This window comes from Micromonospora sp. NPDC003776, from assembly GCF_053605645.1.
Genome location: NZ_JBSGJR010000022.1, coordinates 16,152 through 31,730, shown reverse-complemented (window position 1 = coordinate 31,730; position 15,579 = coordinate 16,152). Strand labels below are relative to the sequence as shown.

At 70.1% G+C, this 15,579-nt stretch carries 14 protein-coding genes; 10 read left to right on the top strand and 4 right to left on the bottom strand.

Features of this window, described 5'->3' with window-relative positions:
• Positions 1-700 precede the first annotated feature (700 nt).
• Together ACWEVO_RS04110 and ACWEVO_RS04105 are read left to right on the top strand one after the other, a co-directional pair.
• The gene (locus tag ACWEVO_RS04110; RefSeq protein WP_452306094.1) at positions 701-1,879 is read left to right on the top strand and encodes an acyltransferase family protein; all 1,179 of its coding nucleotides are present in this window, start codon (positions 701-703) and stop codon (positions 1,877-1,879) included.
• A 457-nt stretch (positions 1,880-2,336) separates the two neighbouring features.
• The gene (locus tag ACWEVO_RS04105) at positions 2,337-4,754 is read left to right on the top strand and encodes a M14 family zinc carboxypeptidase (RefSeq protein WP_452306093.1); all 2,418 of its coding nucleotides are present in this window, start codon (positions 2,337-2,339) and stop codon (positions 4,752-4,754) included.
• A 117-nt stretch (positions 4,755-4,871) separates the two neighbouring features.
• Here the strand turns inward: ACWEVO_RS04105 and ACWEVO_RS04100 are convergent, their stop codons facing one another.
• Positions 4,872-5,855 carry an NAD(P)-dependent alcohol dehydrogenase gene (locus ACWEVO_RS04100; RefSeq protein WP_452306092.1) on the bottom strand — a complete coding sequence of 328 codons (984 nt, stop codon included), beginning with the start codon at positions 5,853-5,855 and terminating at the stop codon, positions 4,872-4,874.
• 114 nt (positions 5,856-5,969) lie between these two features.
• Between ACWEVO_RS04100 and ACWEVO_RS04095 the strand changes: the two genes are divergently transcribed.
• Together ACWEVO_RS04095 and ACWEVO_RS04090 are read left to right on the top strand one after the other, a co-directional pair.
• Entirely contained in the window at positions 5,970-6,683 is a 714-nt protein-coding gene (locus ACWEVO_RS04095; RefSeq protein ID WP_452306091.1) for a TetR/AcrR family transcriptional regulator, read from the top strand.
• Positions 6,684-6,816: 133 nt separating this feature from the next.
• Positions 6,817-7,362 (top strand): hypothetical protein, encoded by a 546-nt coding sequence (locus ACWEVO_RS04090; RefSeq protein WP_452306090.1) that lies wholly within the window; start codon positions 6,817-6,819, stop codon positions 7,360-7,362.
• Between the two features lie 147 nt (positions 7,363-7,509).
• Here ACWEVO_RS04090 and ACWEVO_RS04085 read toward each other — a convergent pair whose 3' ends face one another.
• On the bottom strand, positions 7,510-8,700 hold the full coding sequence (locus tag ACWEVO_RS04085) for a thiolase family protein (protein WP_452306089.1): 1,191 nt from the start codon (positions 8,698-8,700) through the stop codon (positions 7,510-7,512).
• A gap of 143 nt (positions 8,701-8,843) precedes the next feature.
• On the opposite strand from ACWEVO_RS04085, the gene ACWEVO_RS04080 reads away from it, so the two are divergent.
• The 4 genes from ACWEVO_RS04080 (at position 8,844) to ACWEVO_RS04065 (ending at position 12,121) form a co-directional block, all read left to right on the top strand.
• A complete protein-coding gene (locus tag ACWEVO_RS04080) occupies positions 8,844-9,416 on the top strand; it encodes a TetR/AcrR family transcriptional regulator (protein WP_452306088.1) in 573 nt (190 codons plus the stop codon).
• A 183-nt stretch (positions 9,417-9,599) separates the two neighbouring features.
• Positions 9,600-9,971 carry an ArsR/SmtB family transcription factor gene (locus ACWEVO_RS04075; protein ID WP_452306087.1) on the top strand — a complete coding sequence of 124 codons (372 nt, stop codon included), beginning with the start codon at positions 9,600-9,602 and terminating at the stop codon, positions 9,969-9,971.
• Positions 9,972-10,374: 403 nt separating this feature from the next.
• A complete protein-coding gene (locus ACWEVO_RS04070; RefSeq protein WP_452306086.1) occupies positions 10,375-11,763 on the top strand; it encodes a hypothetical protein in 1,389 nt (462 codons plus the stop codon).
• A gap of 79 nt (positions 11,764-11,842) precedes the next feature.
• Positions 11,843-12,121 (top strand): DUF7586 domain-containing protein, encoded by a 279-nt coding sequence (locus ACWEVO_RS04065; protein WP_452306085.1) that lies wholly within the window; start codon positions 11,843-11,845, stop codon positions 12,119-12,121.
• On the opposite strand, the gene ACWEVO_RS04060 is transcribed toward ACWEVO_RS04065, so the two are convergent.
• The gene (locus tag ACWEVO_RS04060; RefSeq protein WP_452306084.1) at positions 12,079-12,669 is read right to left on the bottom strand and encodes a DinB family protein; all 591 of its coding nucleotides are present in this window, start codon (positions 12,667-12,669) and stop codon (positions 12,079-12,081) included. The genes ACWEVO_RS04065 and ACWEVO_RS04060 overlap by 43 nt on opposite strands.
• A gap of 472 nt (positions 12,670-13,141) precedes the next feature.
• Here ACWEVO_RS04060 and ACWEVO_RS04055 point away from each other — a divergent pair, with 472 nt between their 5' ends.
• Complete coding sequence (locus tag ACWEVO_RS04055; protein WP_452306083.1) at positions 13,142-13,447, top strand: hypothetical protein; 306 nt, start codon at positions 13,142-13,144, stop codon at positions 13,445-13,447.
• The gene (locus tag ACWEVO_RS04050; RefSeq protein WP_452306082.1) at positions 13,444-15,108 is read left to right on the top strand and encodes a zinc ribbon domain-containing protein; all 1,665 of its coding nucleotides are present in this window, start codon (positions 13,444-13,446) and stop codon (positions 15,106-15,108) included. The genes ACWEVO_RS04055 and ACWEVO_RS04050 overlap by 4 nt, the downstream gene beginning before the upstream one ends.
• Here ACWEVO_RS04050 and ACWEVO_RS04045 read toward each other — a convergent pair.
• Positions 15,101-15,520, bottom strand: a complete 420-nt coding sequence (locus ACWEVO_RS04045; protein WP_452306081.1) for a transposase family protein — start codon at positions 15,518-15,520, stop codon at positions 15,101-15,103. The genes ACWEVO_RS04050 and ACWEVO_RS04045 overlap by 8 nt on opposite strands.
• Positions 15,521-15,579: the final 59 nt, after the last annotated feature.

The window sequence follows — 15,579 nt, the reverse complement described above, 5'->3', positions numbered from 1 at the left end:
CGCCCCGGCCCAGGATCATTCGATCCGGGCCGGGCCGGCGCATGTTCGGCGCCGCCCGCGCCGGGTCCGTGTCGACGCCGGCCCGGTGTGGTTTGTCGCCGGCATCCCGCAGTATCCGGAAATGCGGTCCCCGGCGCGATCATGGTGCTCTTCTCCGCCGACCAGATGCGCGACATGGGCTTCGACGACAGCGCGTCCGTCGAGTAGCCGAGAGCTGTCCTCGTCGGCACGGCCTGCCGGACTGACTCGATCCCGCACCGCCTCGGCGTCCCGGCGGGCCTCGTCGCGCTCGCCGCACCGGGACGTGGGCGGCTGGTCGATGCCGCCCATCCACCGCCGGGTGTGACCACTCGCGTGTCGATCCGGACGGCAGCCGCCCGAGGCGCCGGCGAGCAGCGCCGGACTCCCGGTCCGTAACGATCCGCTGCTGCCGATCGCTCCCCCGCGGACGAATGCCGCGAGCCGGCAGCCGCAAATCCATCACGCAGCGGAGGCGGGGCCTCACCGAAACGGATGATGGCGGCCCGTAAGACGCTCCCCTGAACCCCCGCATCCGCCGCGTGGTGGATGTCTGGCAGGCTGCCCGGAGCGCACGGCATGGCCAAGGCGGCAGTACGACCTCGTCTGAACGGGTAAGGAGAAGCGGTGGACGCGGCCGCGTGCGGACCGCCTGACGCACAGCGAAAGGAGACCCACCCCCTTGCTCTCGCACGGCGCAACCGCTCGTAACCTCGGCTACCACCCCTCCCTGGACGGCGTCCGCGCCCTGGCGATCATCGGCGTACTGCTGCTGCACCTCAGCCTCTGGGGTGCCGTGCCACACGTCACCCCCGGTGGTCACCTGGGCGTCGCGGTGTTCTTCGTGCTCTCCGGCTACCTGATCACGACACTGCTGATGGACGAGCACCACCGGACCGAAACCGTGGACATGCGCGCGTTCTACGTACGCCGGGCTGCCCGGTTGCTGCCGGCGCTGCTGCTCCTGCTCGCGGTCCACGCCCTCGTCTGGGGTACGCAGCAGCCGTCCTGGGCCATCGCTCTCCAGATCGCGGCGGGACTCTTCTACCTCACGAGCCTGGTGCACCCGGTGATCTTCGACGTCGGTGGCCTCGGCTGGACCTGGTCGCTCTCGGTCGAGGAGCACTTCTACCTGTTCTGGCCCGCCGTGCTGCGCCGCGCGCTCGCCGCGCCGCGGGGACGGACCATCGCCATGTGGTGCTGCGGCGCCATGATCGCCGTCGCCGTCACGCTGCGCGCGCTGCTCAACGACTCCGCCACCTGGCACGACTTCGTCTACTACTCCACGCCCGCGCGGATGGACGCGCTGGCCGTCGGGTGCCTCGCGGCGCTGGCCACGCACGGGCGCCGGCTGACCGTCCCGGTGCCGCTGATCTGGGCCGCGCTCGGCTTCCTGGTGATCTCCTACTTCGTGCCGGCCTTCGGCCAGGGAACAACCGTGATGAACCTGATCGGGCTTCCCCTGCTGTCGGTGGCGACCGTGGTGCTCATCCTCGGCCTCGTCGGGCGACCCGGGAGTGGGCCCGCGCGACTGCTCGCAGCCCGGCCGCTGGTGCACATCGGCAAGATCTCCTACGGGCTGTACCTGTGGAACATGCTGGCCGGCCAGAGCATGCGGATGATGTTCGGTGAGTCGCGGACCGGGTGGTTGGCGACGATCCTCGGTCTCGCGCTGACCGTCGTGGCCGTCGAACTGTCGTACTGGTGCCTGGAGCGACCGGTGCTGCGGTGGACCCGGCGCCGGCTCGCGGCGCGGCGGCAGCCGGCGGACCGCGTCGTCGTGCCGAGGCAGCTCGGGGCGGAGCGGCGGACGCCGCGGCCGGCCGTCGAGCCGGCAACCGTCGGCGCCGGCCGGACGTGATATCGCCTGCCCATGGGCAGCCGTTAGGAAGCCTCTCAGGAACGTCGATGGGCGGCCCGCGTTAGGCGGTACCTGCCAGATGACCGTTGCCGCTGGTCGGAAGGCGCGCCGGGGACATTGCCGGCGATTCAGCGGCGCGGCCGTCACCGCCCGTGGGCAATGCCTCAAGTAATTCTCAAATCCGGTTCGGATGATCCTTCGCAGCGAAGAACGTGCATACGCTCACCGCACCCGGCTCTCTCATGGTTCTCCCCGACCCCGTCACGGCGGCGACCGCCGTCGCGCACGGGGCTGACCCTGCGCGAGCTCGGCATGACCGTCGTGGAGGGATCGGCGCGACCCGCAGCAGCGCCGGCCACCACGTCAACCACGTCGCAAGCAGAAGGAGGGGAGAATGCGACGCATACGTCGGCGCATCGCGCTTCTCGCACTGCCCGCCCTGGTCGGAAGCGTTCTCATGGCAACGGAGCCCGCGGGTGCAGAGCCCGCCGGGTCGGCAGCCACGGCGGGCGCGGGACGGTCCCGCCTCGAGGATCCCGACGCCGTACGCCTCGTACGCATCCACCTGACCGGCGCCGCCATGCTGGACAAGGTGGTCGCCGCCGGCTTCGACCTCGAACACGGCCTCAAGCGCGTGCCCACCGGCATCGAGGGCGAGGCGGTGGTGACCGCCGGGCAGATCGCCGAACTCGGGGCGATGGGCGTCGAGGTCCTCGGCGACGGCGAGGGCTTCGCGTGGGGCGAGGAAGCCGACGGCGGCGTCCAGGCCCTCCGCGCGGACACTGTCCAGCCGCTCACCCATCAGGAGACGGTGCGGATCGTCCGCGCCGACTGGTTCACGACGAAGGGCCAGGGTTTCCTGTACGTCGAGGCACGAACCACCGAAGGGCAGCAGAGCAGCCCGGTCGTGACGATGCAGCTCGAGAACGACTCGGGCCCGGGCACGTCGTTCGGGTTCGCCCGGACGATGAGCCGCTTCGTCGACTCCGGGCAGTACATGTTCCACCGGAACCTGTTCAAGCTCGACACCCGCCCGAGCCAGCTGCGGGTCACGAGCTCGACCGGCGGCGTCGCCACAGGTTACGTCTCCAACTGGCTCGAGGACGCCGCGCCGCCGCTGACGGCGAACCCGGGATACCGGTCGGACTTCGTCGGCGGCTACCAGCACCCGCAGCAGCTCTACAGCCGCACCGAGGAGATCGCCCGCCAGTACCCGGACATCGCCGAGATCGTGTACCTGCCCAACAAGACCAACGGCTACCAGCGCAAGGCGCAGGCCACGATCGGTGGTACGGGGCAGGCCGCGGTCGTCGTCACCTCGGCGGCATGGGGGCACGAGGGCGGCAACGACATCACCGTCGAGTTCGTGAACCGGCCGGGGGCCGACCTGCCGCTTGAGGTCGAGGTGAACGGCAAGGCGGTTCGGGTTCTGCTCGCGAAGAACGCATCCGGCGCCCTCGCCAGCACCGCGGCGCAGGTGGCGAACGCGCTGAAGACGCAGTCCGGCGGCCTGATCGACCGGTCCCACCCGTACCGCACCAATGCCGGCACCGGCATCGTCCAGGCGACGTCGGCCCCGGTGGCGCTGACCGACTTCCTCGATGAGAAGCGCGCCGGCGCGCCGGAAGGCGAGGTGCCGCGCGGGCCGGCCACGATCCCGGTTCTGCGAATCGGCAAGCACCGCGACGGCAGGAACCCGGGTGTCCTGATCCAGGCGCAGGACCACGCCCGCGAGTGGGTGCCCGCGACGACCACCCTCGAGGCGGCCGAACGCCTGGTGCACAACTACAGGTCGGACTGGGAGACGAAGAAGATCGTCGACAACACCGACATCTTCCTCATCCTGTCGAACAACCCCGATGGGGCGAACTACAGCTTCTACAACTTCGCCTCCCAGCGTCGGAACATGACGAACCACTGCGCGGACGACAACGCCGACCCGGCCCGGCGCAACTCCTGGGGCGTCGACCTGAACCGGAACTACCGGGTCGGGTCGGGCCACGACGGCTACGCGGGTGGATCGACCAACTGTGTGAGCGACACCTATCAGGGGCCGGAGAAGCTGTCCGAGCCTGAGTCGAAGAACATCATCTGGCTGGTCGAGAAGCACTCGAACATCAAGTTCATGATGTCGGTGCACTCCAACGGCGGTCAGCTGTTCTGGCAGCCCGGCGCCTACATCGCGGACGGGCGGATCACCACGCCCCGCCCGCCTCTGGGTGACGAGGCGTTCTACTGGCAGTCGGCCGCCAGGATCCTGTCGCAGGTCAAGGCGCACCGGCAGACCGTCGTCACGCCGGAGAACGTGGGTGGTTCGTCGGACGTCCTCTACTCCTCCGCGGGCAACGTGCGCGAGGACCTGTACCACACCTACGGGATCTACGCCTTCGGCTGGGAGGTCGGCGGCTCGGTCTACAACCCGACCACCGGCAACTGGCAGGGCGGTTCATTCCAGCCCGCCTGGGTGGGAAACCCGGACCTCGTCAGCGGCCACTCCGAGACGATGGAGTACGCCAACGGGATCATGGAGATGTTCCGGATCGCGGCAGAGTGGGGCAAGGACCACCAGAGGCCGACGTCCCGGCTCGTCCCCGGCGGCGGGAAGTACCCGGGGCCGGTCGACGTGCGCTTCGAGACGAGTGAGCCGGCCACGATCTACTACACGACGGACGGCAGCCGTCCCACGCTCGAGTCGCCGCGCTACGAAGCGACCGAGTTCCGTGAGCCGGGACAGGTGTTCCACGTGACCGAGACGACGACGTTCCGCTGGTTCTCGGTCGACAGCGCCGGCAACATCGAGCAGAACTACGACCCGGCGAAGAACGACACGCGCAACAACCACCGCACGGCGACGATCACGGTCGCCGAGCAGTAGCCAGGCGGCAGCGGGCTGATCATTGCCTCGCCAGTGCGGTTCCGCCTGCACTGGCGAGGCGATGGTCGCGGCCGGTGGGTCGGGCGAGCCGGCTGAAGCGGACAAGCGACGAGTACGTCAGACGGTGATGACGACTTTGGCCCGCGCGTGCTCACCTTCGAGGTACCGGATGGCCTGGGGCACCTCGTGGAGTGGATAGGTACGGTCGATCACCGGGGTGAGGCGGCCGGCTTCGGCGTGGGCGCGGAGCGCGTCGAGGTGTTGCCGGCTGGGTGCCGTGGTGAGAGTGACGATGCGCTGCCGGACGAAGGGCGCCAGCAGCCGTCCGCGCGCGAGCAGCCAGACCGGTCCGATGAGACTGCCGCCGCGGTACACGCCACCACCGGAGAGCACCAGCGTCCCGGTCGGGGTCAGCGCCCGCCGGAGCGCGGCGAGTGAGCGGTTGCCGACCAGGTCGAACAGGACGTCGTGGCGGCGCGTGCCGTCGGCGAAGTCTTCGCGGGTGTAGTCGACGACGTGGTCGGCGCCGAGGGAACGGACCAGGTCGACGTTGCGGGTGCTGCACACCCCGGTCACGGTCGCGCCGAGCGCCTTGGCCAGTTGAACCGCCAGGGTGCCGACGCCGCCGGAGGCGCCGTTGATGAGGACGCGGTGGCCGGGTTCGACCCGCCCGACCTCGCGCAGTCCCATGAGGGCGGTGGTGCCGGCCAACGGCAGGGCGGCCGCCTGCTGCGGCGTCAGGTTCGCCGGCTTCGGCGCGATCAACGCCTCGGGCACGCAGAGGTACTCGGCGAAGGCACCGTTGGCGTCACCGAGGTCGCCGAAGACGGGGTCGCCGGGGCGCACCTGTCGCACGTCGGCGCCGACGGCCTTGACCCGGCCGGCGAAGTCACGGCCCCGGATGCGCGCCCTCGGCCGCGACCGCCCCATTGACAAGCGTGCCATCCGCGGATCGCCACGCATGACATGCCAATCGTAGGCGTTGAGCGCGGCGGCCTCGACCCGCACCAGCACCTCGCCGGGGGCAGGCACCGGCGCGGCGACATCGGCAAGCGTGAGCGTCTCCGGCGGCCCGTACCGATCTTGAATGATCGCCTTCATCTTCCCCTCCCTCGGTGTACGGCGTACACCCCATAGGGAACAGGCTAGGTGTACGGCGTACACCCGTCAAGGCGGTTATGGTTCAACCAGCCCGCCGCCGAAGACGAGGACGAGATGCCTGAGCAGGCTGAGACGCTGCGCCGGACGCCGCTGAGCAGGGACCGGATCCTGCGTGCCGCCGTCGCGCTCGCCGACGAGGCCGGGATCGAATCCCTCAGCATGCGCAACCTCGCCCAGGACCTGGGCGTCGTGCCGATGGCCCTCTACAAGCACGTGGCCAACAAGGACGAACTGCTCGACGGCATGATCGACGTCATCGTCAGTGAGATCGACCCACCGGTGCTGGGCACCGACTGGAAACACACGATCCGCCGGCGCATCCTCTCGGCGCGGCAGGTGCTGCGCCGCCACCCCTGGGCGCCGCTCGCGATCGAGTCGCGGAACATGGCGACGCCGGCCATCCTCGCCTACCTCGACTCGATGGTCGCGACGTTCCAGGCCGGCGGGTTCTCCGCCGACCTCGCCCACCACGTGATGCATGCCATGGGCAGCCGGATCCTGGGATTCAGCCAGGAACTGTTCGACGCCTCCCGGCAAGCCGGCCGGTCCGGCACGAGCAACCCCGACCAGCCGGCAGCCCTCCCGCCGGAGGTCGCCGCCCGATTCCCGCACCTCGCGGAGATCGCCATGGCGGCGTCCCACGACGACTCGGTGGTGGGGCAGGGCTGCGACGACCAGTTCGAGTTCGAGTTCGCGCTGGACCTGCTGCTGGACGGCATCGAGCGACTGCACCAGCAAGGCTGGACGTCGTCGCGCCGAGCCCGGTGAACGACCAGCACGAAGCACCGCCCTGGCTCGTCCCCCGTCGCATCCCGTCCGGGGCGGCCCGCGGGCGGTTGCGGCACCGATGCGCCCAGAGCAGCCAGGTTTCGGTTTCGCGCTCCGACCCGTCGGGCAGGACATGGCCGTGAGCGCCGCCGATGAGGTTTCCCCCGTCGAGTTCAGGCTGTCGATGAGCCGGCGGATCGTCCCGCTGATCGGCGCAGTGCTCGTCGCCGCGGCGCTGTTCGTCGCCTTCAACCTGGCAGCAGACCGGTCGTGGTGGAGAGGACTGTGGCAGATCGCCGTGTACGCCGCGATTTTCGCCCTCGCCCAGCACGTGGCGCGCCCGACGGGCTCCGGCTATCAGTCGCAACTGCCCTTACGGCTCACCAAGGAGCATCTGACAGTGGCCGGCCCGGGCGACATCACCTTGGCCCTTGAGTGGCCGAACATCGCCCGCGCCGAGATCCGCGGACGACTGCCCGCGTTCCTCCTCATCGAACCGGTCGACCCGGACCGCACCCAACCCCCGATGAAGAGATGGCAGTGGGCCGGACACGGGCAGAGCCGCCCCTACGAGATCCTGGTGCCACTCGCCTACATGACTCCGGGCCGGAGTGTGCTGCGCCGCGAACTGGCCCGCCGGCTGCCCACCGCCGCGGTCGAACGCCCGACCGAAGCGTGAGCGCACGAGACCGCGGCGGCAAGCCATACCGATTGGCTCGACCATGGGCATCAACCACCGACGGCGGCCCGCGACAGTTCCCGGACCGCCGTTTTGTCTACCAGGTGCCCGGCACGGCGTACCGGCCCGCTCGCGTCCGCTCAGCCGTCAGGTGTCGAGGCGCTCGATGATCGTCGCGTTGGCGGTGCCGCCGGCTTCACACATGGTCTGCAGGCCGTACCGGCCGCCGGTGCGTTCGAGCACGTGCAGCAGGGTGGTGGCCAGGCGGGCGCCGCTGGCCCCGAGTGGGTGGCCGAGGGCGATCGCCCCGCCGTCGATGTTCACCTTGGCCGGGTCGGCGCCGGTCTCGACGAGCCAGGCCAGCACCACCGACGAGAACGCTTCGTTGACCTCGAACGCGTCGATGTCGGCGAGGGTGAGCCCGGCCCGGGCCAGCACCTTGGCGGTGGCCGGGATGATGCCGGTGAGCATGAGGATCGGGTCGTCCCCGACGACCGTCGCCGTGTGGATCCGGGCGCGGGGGCGCCAGCCGCGCCGCCGCGCGGTCTCGCTGGTGGTGAGCAGCAACGCCGCCGAACCGTCGTTGAGCGGGCTGGAGTTGCCGGCGGTGACCTTCCAGTCGATCTCGCCGAAGCGGCTGGCCCAGTGTGCGGCGGCGAAGGCCGGCGGCAGCTCGGCGAGGCGGTCCACGGTGGTGTCGGGCCGGATGGTCTCGTCCCTGGCGATCTCGACGCCGGGCAGCGGGGCGACCTGGCTGTCGAAGTGCCCCTGGCGCCAGGCCTCGGCGGCCCGGTGGTGACTGGTGGCGGCGTACTCGTCGAGCTGGACGCGGGACAGGCCCCACTTGCGGGCGATCAGCTCGGCGCTGACGCCCTGCGGGATGAGCCCGCCGGGGTAGCGCGCGGCGACCGCCGGTCCGGCGACGTCGGCCCGCGCGCCGTCGACGACGGCTGAGCTGCCGATCGGCACCCGGCTCATCGATTCCACGCCGGAGGCGACCACGATGTCGTACGCCCCGGCGACCAGGCCTTGGGCGGCGAAGCTCAGCGCTTGCTGGCTGCTGCCGCACTGCCGGTCGACGGTCACCCCGGGCACGGATTCGGGCAGCCCGGCGGCGAGGGCGGCGAGCCGGGTGGTGTTGGTGCTCTGCTCGCCGACCTGGCCGACGGCACCGCCGATGACGTCGTCGATCTCGACCGGGTCGAGGCCGGGGACCCGGGCGACGAGGCTGCGCAGCGCGTGTGCGTGCAGCTCGACGGGGTGGACCTGCGGGTACGCGCCCCGCTTCGCCTTGCCGATGGGGGTTCGTACCGCCTCGACGATGACCGCGTCCCGCATCAGTGCCTCCTGCCGGTGGGGTCGGACCGATTGGTCCCGGACCGATTGGTCCGATCATGCTCGCCCCGGGCCACGCCGGTCAATCGTTGGCGGACCGACCGGTCCGTTATCCTTGCCACAGCCGAGGCAAAGGGAGGACGGCCATGGCGCGCACTGCCGCCCCGGGCAGCCGGGAACGGATCCTGCGCACGGCCGGCGACCTGTTCTACCGGCACGGCGTCCGGGCCGTCGGGATGAACCAGGTGATCGCCGCGGCCGGCTGCGGCAAGAACCTGCTCTACACCCACTTCCCCAGCAAGAACGACCTGGTGGCCGCATACCTGCGGGCCTGCCGGGTGGTGCGGGACCGGGACTCGGCGGCCGCCACCGCCGGCGCGGATGATCCGGCGGCACGCCTGCGCGCGCTCGTCGCGGAGATCGCCGCCAGTGCCACCCGGCCGGACTTCCGCGGCTGCGCGTTCCGGATGTACCTCACCGAATTCCCGCAGGACGAGGGTGAGCCCGCCCGGGTCGCCCGGGACTACCTGCGCGACACCCGAGCCGAGATCGACGACCTCGTGGGCCGGCTAGACGTGGCGGACCCGGGCCAGCTCGCCGACCGGATCTGGCTGATCGTGGAGGGGATCTACGCCAGCGCCGCCCGCAACGACCCGACCATCACGTCCGCCGCCACGCGGCTCGTCGACGACCTGCTCGCCGCCGCCGTGCCCCGCTGAGCGGACGTGCGGCGGTAAGTCAGCAGGCGACGCGGCAGGACGCCGACGGCACGGCCGCTGCTCGCCGTCGCAGTCCATGACATCTTGAGGCCGGGCCCGAGCCTCCCCCCGCCGCCAATTTCTCGATCGCGATCGGGGTACTGGTCCCGGTTCCGCCCTCCTATCGATGGTGTTGGTGGAACGATGGAAGGCGTGGCAACTGCGAAAACTTCTATGCCTTCGATCTCACCGCTTGCCGGCGAGCCGATCAAGCGCGCCGATGCCGAGCGGCTCGCGGGAGTGCTGAAGGCGTTCGCCGACCCGGCTCGACTGCGGCTGCTCAGCCTGATCCAGTCGGCCCCACAGGGCGAGGCGTCCGTGACCGACCTGACCGCGCCGCTCGGCCTGTCTCAGCCGACGGTGAGTCATCACCTTCGGATCCTCACCGAGGCCGGCCTGCTCGAGCGGGAGAAGCGCGGGGTCTGGGCGTACTACCGGGTGGTGCCGTCCGCCATCGCGGCGATAGCCGACCTGTTGACCCCGCCCCGAAAGCGGGCAACGAAGAAGGCTCGCTGAGCGGTGGCCCACCGCGGCCGGCCGTCGGTCGGGCCGACAGGATGATCCGGCGCGCCCACCACCCCTCGTCTCGGCGCATCCTCTGGGGTGTCCGTGAACGCTGTTCGGTACCCGGTATCGGCCACGTCGCGGACACGCCGTCGCTGACACCGCCCGATGGCACGCCGGTGTGGGGGCGGCGAATGACGCAGTTGAGCGCCTCCCATGCTCGCCGCCGTGATCCGACGTCGGTCCGCTTCGCTGCCCGGCCGCGCGGTGGCCACGGTCGTGCTGTTCGACGCGCCGCCGGGGCGCGGGCTACCAGCCGCCGACTGGCCAAGCCCGCGCAAATGGGTTGGCAATGTTCCTGGCCAAAGTCGGGAGGTCCTTGACCCCGTCCACTTAGGACAAAGATCATGACCGGATGAGAAGACTCACCGGTCGGTGTCTCGCCCTCACTCTCGCCGCCGTCGGCGGGATCGTGTGGCTTCCGTCGGCCGCCCACGCCGAAATCACCACGGATCAGCCAGCGACCAGCACCGCGGTGGCCGTGACGACCACCCAGCCGACAACCGACGAAACGCTCCGGTCCGGGTACGCCGAGGCCCTGGACATCGCAGTGGAACGGGCGTACGCCAGCCCGGCCGAATATTCGATGCCGTACGTGGAAAACGATCAACTCATGGTCCCGGTGTCGCAGAGCGCTTCGGCCGAGACGCTCGCCGCCGCATCGGCCGACATGGTCGTCACTCCCACGTCAACCGGGACGATCACCGACGACCCGAACACCCCCAGCACGGATCCCGACAAGAGCACGCTCTCGACCGCCACGACGAGTCCGCAGCCCGTAGTCTTCACCCCGATGAAGGCCGAAGTCATCATCGAGCCGATCGTCGAGGTGGTGCCGTACACGATGGACCAGCTGATCGCCGCTCAGGACGAGGTGCTCAACCTCAGCGACGACCAGTTGGCAGGCGCAAGCAACCTGCGCACGGCCACGATCGACCCGACGAACAACCGGGTGATCATCAAGGCGGCGACGGTGACCCAGGAGATGCGCGAGGCGTTGGCCGCCCGTTACGGCGCCTACCGGGTCGCCCTGCAGTTGGTGCCGGGGATGACGGTGCCGTCACCGAAGCTCGGGCGGCAGTACGACATCGCACCGTACTACGGTGGGGCGTACTTCTACACCTCCGTCGGCTCCTGCTCGACCGCATTCGCCTGGACCCATCAGGGTGCGCACTACCTGCTCACGGCCGGCCACTGCACTTCCCTGAACGGTAAGGCGTACAACCGGAACGCCACACTGGGCACCGTCACCGCGGACAACTGGAACAACACCACCGGCTCGGTGATGGTCAGCGGCCACAACCACTACTCGGGCGACGCGTCCACCATCAAGCTGACCCAGACGTCCTACGGCCGCGTCTACAGGGGCTCGAGCACGTCGACCAGCTCACGGGCGGTCACCGGTCGGATGGGCCGGCGCTCCTACGTCGGGGACACCTACTGTGTCAGCGGCCAGGTCACCGGCGAGATGTGCGGCTACCGCGTGGTCTCCACGTACGTGACCGTGCGATACAGCGACGGGGCGACCCTGCGCAACGCCATGGAGGGATACCGCTACGGCACCTGCACCCGCGGCGGCGACTCAGGGGCGCCGATCTACAACATCAAGAGCGACGGTACGGTCACCGCACGGGGCATCCTCAGCGGTGGCACCCTCAACACCAGCGGCAACTGCTACGACTACTTCACCGACACCTACCTGGCCGAAGAGGCTCTGCCGGGCATCATCAAACTCGGCACGTGACACTTCAGCCGCCGACTGAGATTCGGCCGCTGCTGAACGGACAGACACGGCGCGGCCACCGCAAGATCCTGCTTATGTTGTGTGGACACAACCGCGGATCTGCGGTGGCCGCTTCCGCAGCTTCAGGTCATATCGCCGACGTGCAGTAGGTGACGTGGCCCGAGTCGAGGCCGGCCACCTCGTCCTCGGCGAGCCCGGCGAGGGCGCCCGCGGCTCCCACACCCGCCCGGTTGGCGCCGCCCCGTGGATCGGGCTCGACGGCTACCACGCAGGCGAGCCGCTGCGGGTCGCCGGCGGACCGGCGGGGCCGGGCGGCTATCCGAAGCGGTCAGCCAGCTTCGTCAGCTTGGTGACGTAGGCCGGCCAGTCATAGTCGTGAGGAATGTTGGTCCTCCCCCGCCGCAGGCCGATGGCCGTGTCGTGCTGCTCACGCATGATGTCGGCGTGACCGGCGTGACGGGCGACGTCGCTGGTCACGTGAATGATGATCCGTTGTAGCGTCACGTCCTGTCGGCCTGGCTGCCACCACGACACCCGCCCCGGCGCGTCCAGGGGTAGCTGCTCGATCGTCTGATCCGCGAACACCCCGACACGGCGATACAGATCGATCAGCCCATCCTTCGTCTCGTCCTCGCGCGCATACCAGTCTGCCTGGGGATCGTCGTCGTAGGCCTGCATGGGGACCAGTTCTTCAGGCGCCGGGAACTCACGCCCGAAGGTCGGCCCGAGGTAGCTGGCTTCGACATTGAGGCAGTGCTTGAGGACTCCCAGCAGGTTGTTGCCGGACGCGGTGCGGGGCAGCCTGGCCTCGCGTTCGCTCAGCCCGTCGAGCTTCCAGATCAGGTCTTCCCGGGTCGCCTGGAGGTAGTGGTGCAGCGCAGCCTTCGCATCGCTCAAATCAGCCATGCCGGCCAGTGTTCCTCATGCGCCGAGCGATCGTGCCAGGTGTCGTCTGCAAGATCAGCGCCGAGCTGAAGCGGTCGGCGACCCCATCTGCCGCGGACGGTGCTGGAAGGGGTTGGCTCCACGTCGGTCAGCAGGCGAGCTTGTTGCGGCGGCAGGTTAGGTGGGCCCGCTGATCATGCATGGGGCTGCGCCCCCTCAGCCGGCGCCGTCGAGGTAGGTGAGCACGGCCAGCACCCGGCGCGTGATCTCGTTGGTCTTGCCGTCCACGTCGGTGCTAGCCAGGACCACGCCGGTGGCCTGCTCGCAGGCTGAAGGACCTGGTTAAGGATCGTCAGTGATCGTTGGTCGGTCGTGGGTGTCGGTGTCTTCTGTCTTGATGCGGGGCGGTGGGGGGTCTGCGCCGGCGGTGAGTGTTGCCGTGTGGCGGTGCTGGCATGTTGGCCGGGTCTGGGTGTGGTGAGGTTGGTGGCGGGTGAGTCGGATGGTGTCGCTGGCTGAGGGCGAGGCCTCCCGCACCGCCTGCGTCCGGGCTTTTGTGCGCGCCGGTGTGGATGAGCAGACCGGGAAGGTCTTGTCCCAGGCGGTGCTGGCCGAGCGTGTCGGCTGGTGCGCCGATCTGGTGGCGGGCATGGTCTCCGGGCTGTTGGCGCAGCGGTGGAACGCCGTCGATGTGCAGGTGTTGGCCTCCGGTGTGGACGTGGGGGGCCGACGGTTGCCGTCGAACGCGTGGATGGCGTTGCGGCGACTGGGTTGGACCGCCACCGTCCCCGACGGGTGAGGGTTAATGACCGGATCGTGCGGATGGCGCAGGAGCAGGCCGGGCGTGCGCTGCGCTCGGTGACATGGCGTGCCGATCTGACCGCCGGAGTCCTCGCATCCTGGCCGGCCGATCCGGGCAAGCGCACCCCGCGGGAGTGGGAGCAGGTTCGGGAGGCGATCCCTGGCGGGAAGGATCTGCCGGCCAACGTCGTCAAAGCGCGTACCCGGCAGGTGGCCCGGTTCCTCAACGTCAACGGTCGCCTGCCGGTGGACGTGTTCGAGTTGGAAGGCGCGCCGCGGGTTGCGCGGATGTTGTTGCTGTCCGCGTGTGACCGGCAGCAGGCCACGATGGAACGCGGCGACACCGATCCGGGCAGGGTGCTGCTGCGCCTGCAGTTGCCGGTACGTCCGGATCCGCGCGCGTACGGGGACTGGACGTGGGTGGCCTGCCCGATCACCCTGCCGCCCACCGTCCCGGCGGACGCGATGCTGCACCTGCCCACCCTGCGCGTGGCCGGCCGGCAGGTCCGCGCCGATGTCGCCTACACCCACGCCGTGCCGAAAGCCCCGCGCACCGGTCACACGGTGGCGCTCGGTGTGGACTGGGGCCTGAACACGCTGCTGAGCGCGGGGGCCCTGCGACGGCATGCCGATGGCCGGATCACCGCGTTGGGCGCTGGGGGCCAGTTCCGGGCCGCGGGAGTCCTCGCCAAGCAGCATCGGCTGCGCCGTCACGGTGAGCGGCTGTGCGCGAAGGCCGACCACTATCAGCGGCTCATCGGCGTCGACCCGCGGCATCAACTTGCGGGCAAGCTTGCCGTGCTGCGCGACGAGATCCGGCACGTGTCCGAACGCCGCCAGAACCTGAACGCCGCGCTCGCGTGGGCTGCCGCCCGCTGGACCGTGGACCAGGCGATCGCCGCCGCCGCGAGCGTGATCTATGTGGAAGACCTGCGGTCCATGGAAGCCAAGGGCATGGGGGCCAGCCTGAACACGCGCCTGTCGCAGCAGGTCCGCGGGCAGATCGTCGACCGGATGCGGCACCTCGCCGCCGAGCACGGTATCGCCGTCGTCGGCGTCCCGGCCCGCAACACCTCCAAGCACTGCCCGCAATGCCTGACCCCGCTACGGCACCGCAAAGCCCCCGACCGGCCCGCCACCCCAGGCTGGAAATGGGCCATTTGCCCCAACGTTCAAGGGTGCGGCTGGCAGGGCGACCGTGACCACGGCGCCTGGCGGCGTATCGCCGCCCGCGGCCTCACCCACCAGGCCAAGACCGTCACCGACCGAAGCAACGGCGCCATGATCATCCGTGCCGTGCTCGACAAGCTCGAAGCCTGCGCGGTCATCACCAAGACCAGCCGCGGGGACCGGTCGAAGACCGGCCCCACCCGGCACCAGCCACCACGCCCCGCGCCCCGGCGACGCAGGGCACCCTCCCCCACCCGGCCCCACAGCCGGGCGGGTAAGCGTCCGGAGGGACACGCACCAACGGACCGGACAAGGCTGCCCCGCGCAGCCCACCGGCACCAGGACGTGAACACGATCAGCACACCCACCACCGGCCACCAGCCACGCGGAGCCGCGCTGGGCGCAGGATTCCACCTCCACGCCCACGCGACCCCACCCAGGTGGGAAACGATCCCGGACACTCAATTCGACTCAGGATCGCTTAGCTAATTAGAGACGCTGCGAGGACGTGCTGGGCGCGGGTGTCGGTGGTGCGGGAGCCGCGCAGTGTCTTGCCGTCCACGGCGATCCCCCGCCTGCGCCCTGCGGGTATGGCTATGGCCCGGCTGGCGAGCCAGCCGCTGACGGCCGCGGTGAGCAGGTCCGGGTCCACGGCCTGCAGCAGCCTGCGGATCATCGCCTCCGACGGACGCCGGTCCGGAGCGATGCCCAGCGCGACCGCGGTCGCGGCCGACACGTCAGCGATCCACTCGGCGATCGCGGTGTAGGAGCGGTAGCCCGCCACCACGGCACAGACCGTTGCGGTCACCACCACGGTGAGCCGGTGCCGGACACCGCGGCGGGCGCGGGGATCCGGAAAATCGGCCAGCGCTGCGGGCAGCCCGGCAGCGGTTTCGGGCACGGTGACAGCCGGTGCGGCGGCCACAGACGAGATCAGCGATGATGGCAGTGCGGGCATGA

Excerpts from the sequence above, each read along its gene's own strand:
- ACWEVO_RS04070 (WP_452306086.1), top strand. The coding sequence starts at position 10,375 with ATGAGAAGACTCACCGGTCGGTGTCTCGCCCTCACTCTCGCCGCCGTC.
- ACWEVO_RS04080 (WP_452306088.1), top strand. The coding sequence starts at position 8,844 with ATGGCGCGCACTGCCGCCCCGGGCAGCCGGGAACGGATCCTGCGCACG.
- ACWEVO_RS04075 (WP_452306087.1), top strand. The coding sequence starts at position 9,600 with ATGGAAGGCGTGGCAACTGCGAAAACTTCTATGCCTTCGATCTCACCG.
- ACWEVO_RS04100 (WP_452306092.1), bottom strand. The coding sequence starts at position 5,855 with ATGAAGGCGATCATTCAAGATCGGTACGGGCCGCCGGAGACGCTCACG.
- ACWEVO_RS04090 (WP_452306090.1), top strand. The coding sequence starts at position 6,817 with ATGGCCGTGAGCGCCGCCGATGAGGTTTCCCCCGTCGAGTTCAGGCTG.
- ACWEVO_RS04085 (WP_452306089.1), bottom strand. The coding sequence starts at position 8,700 with ATGCGGGACGCGGTCATCGTCGAGGCGGTACGAACCCCCATCGGCAAG.
- ACWEVO_RS04105 (WP_452306093.1), top strand. The coding sequence starts at position 2,337 with ATGGCAACGGAGCCCGCGGGTGCAGAGCCCGCCGGGTCGGCAGCCACG.
- ACWEVO_RS04060 (WP_452306084.1), bottom strand. The coding sequence starts at position 12,669 with ATGGCTGATTTGAGCGATGCGAAGGCTGCGCTGCACCACTACCTCCAG.
- ACWEVO_RS04095 (WP_452306091.1), top strand. The coding sequence starts at position 5,970 with ATGCCTGAGCAGGCTGAGACGCTGCGCCGGACGCCGCTGAGCAGGGAC.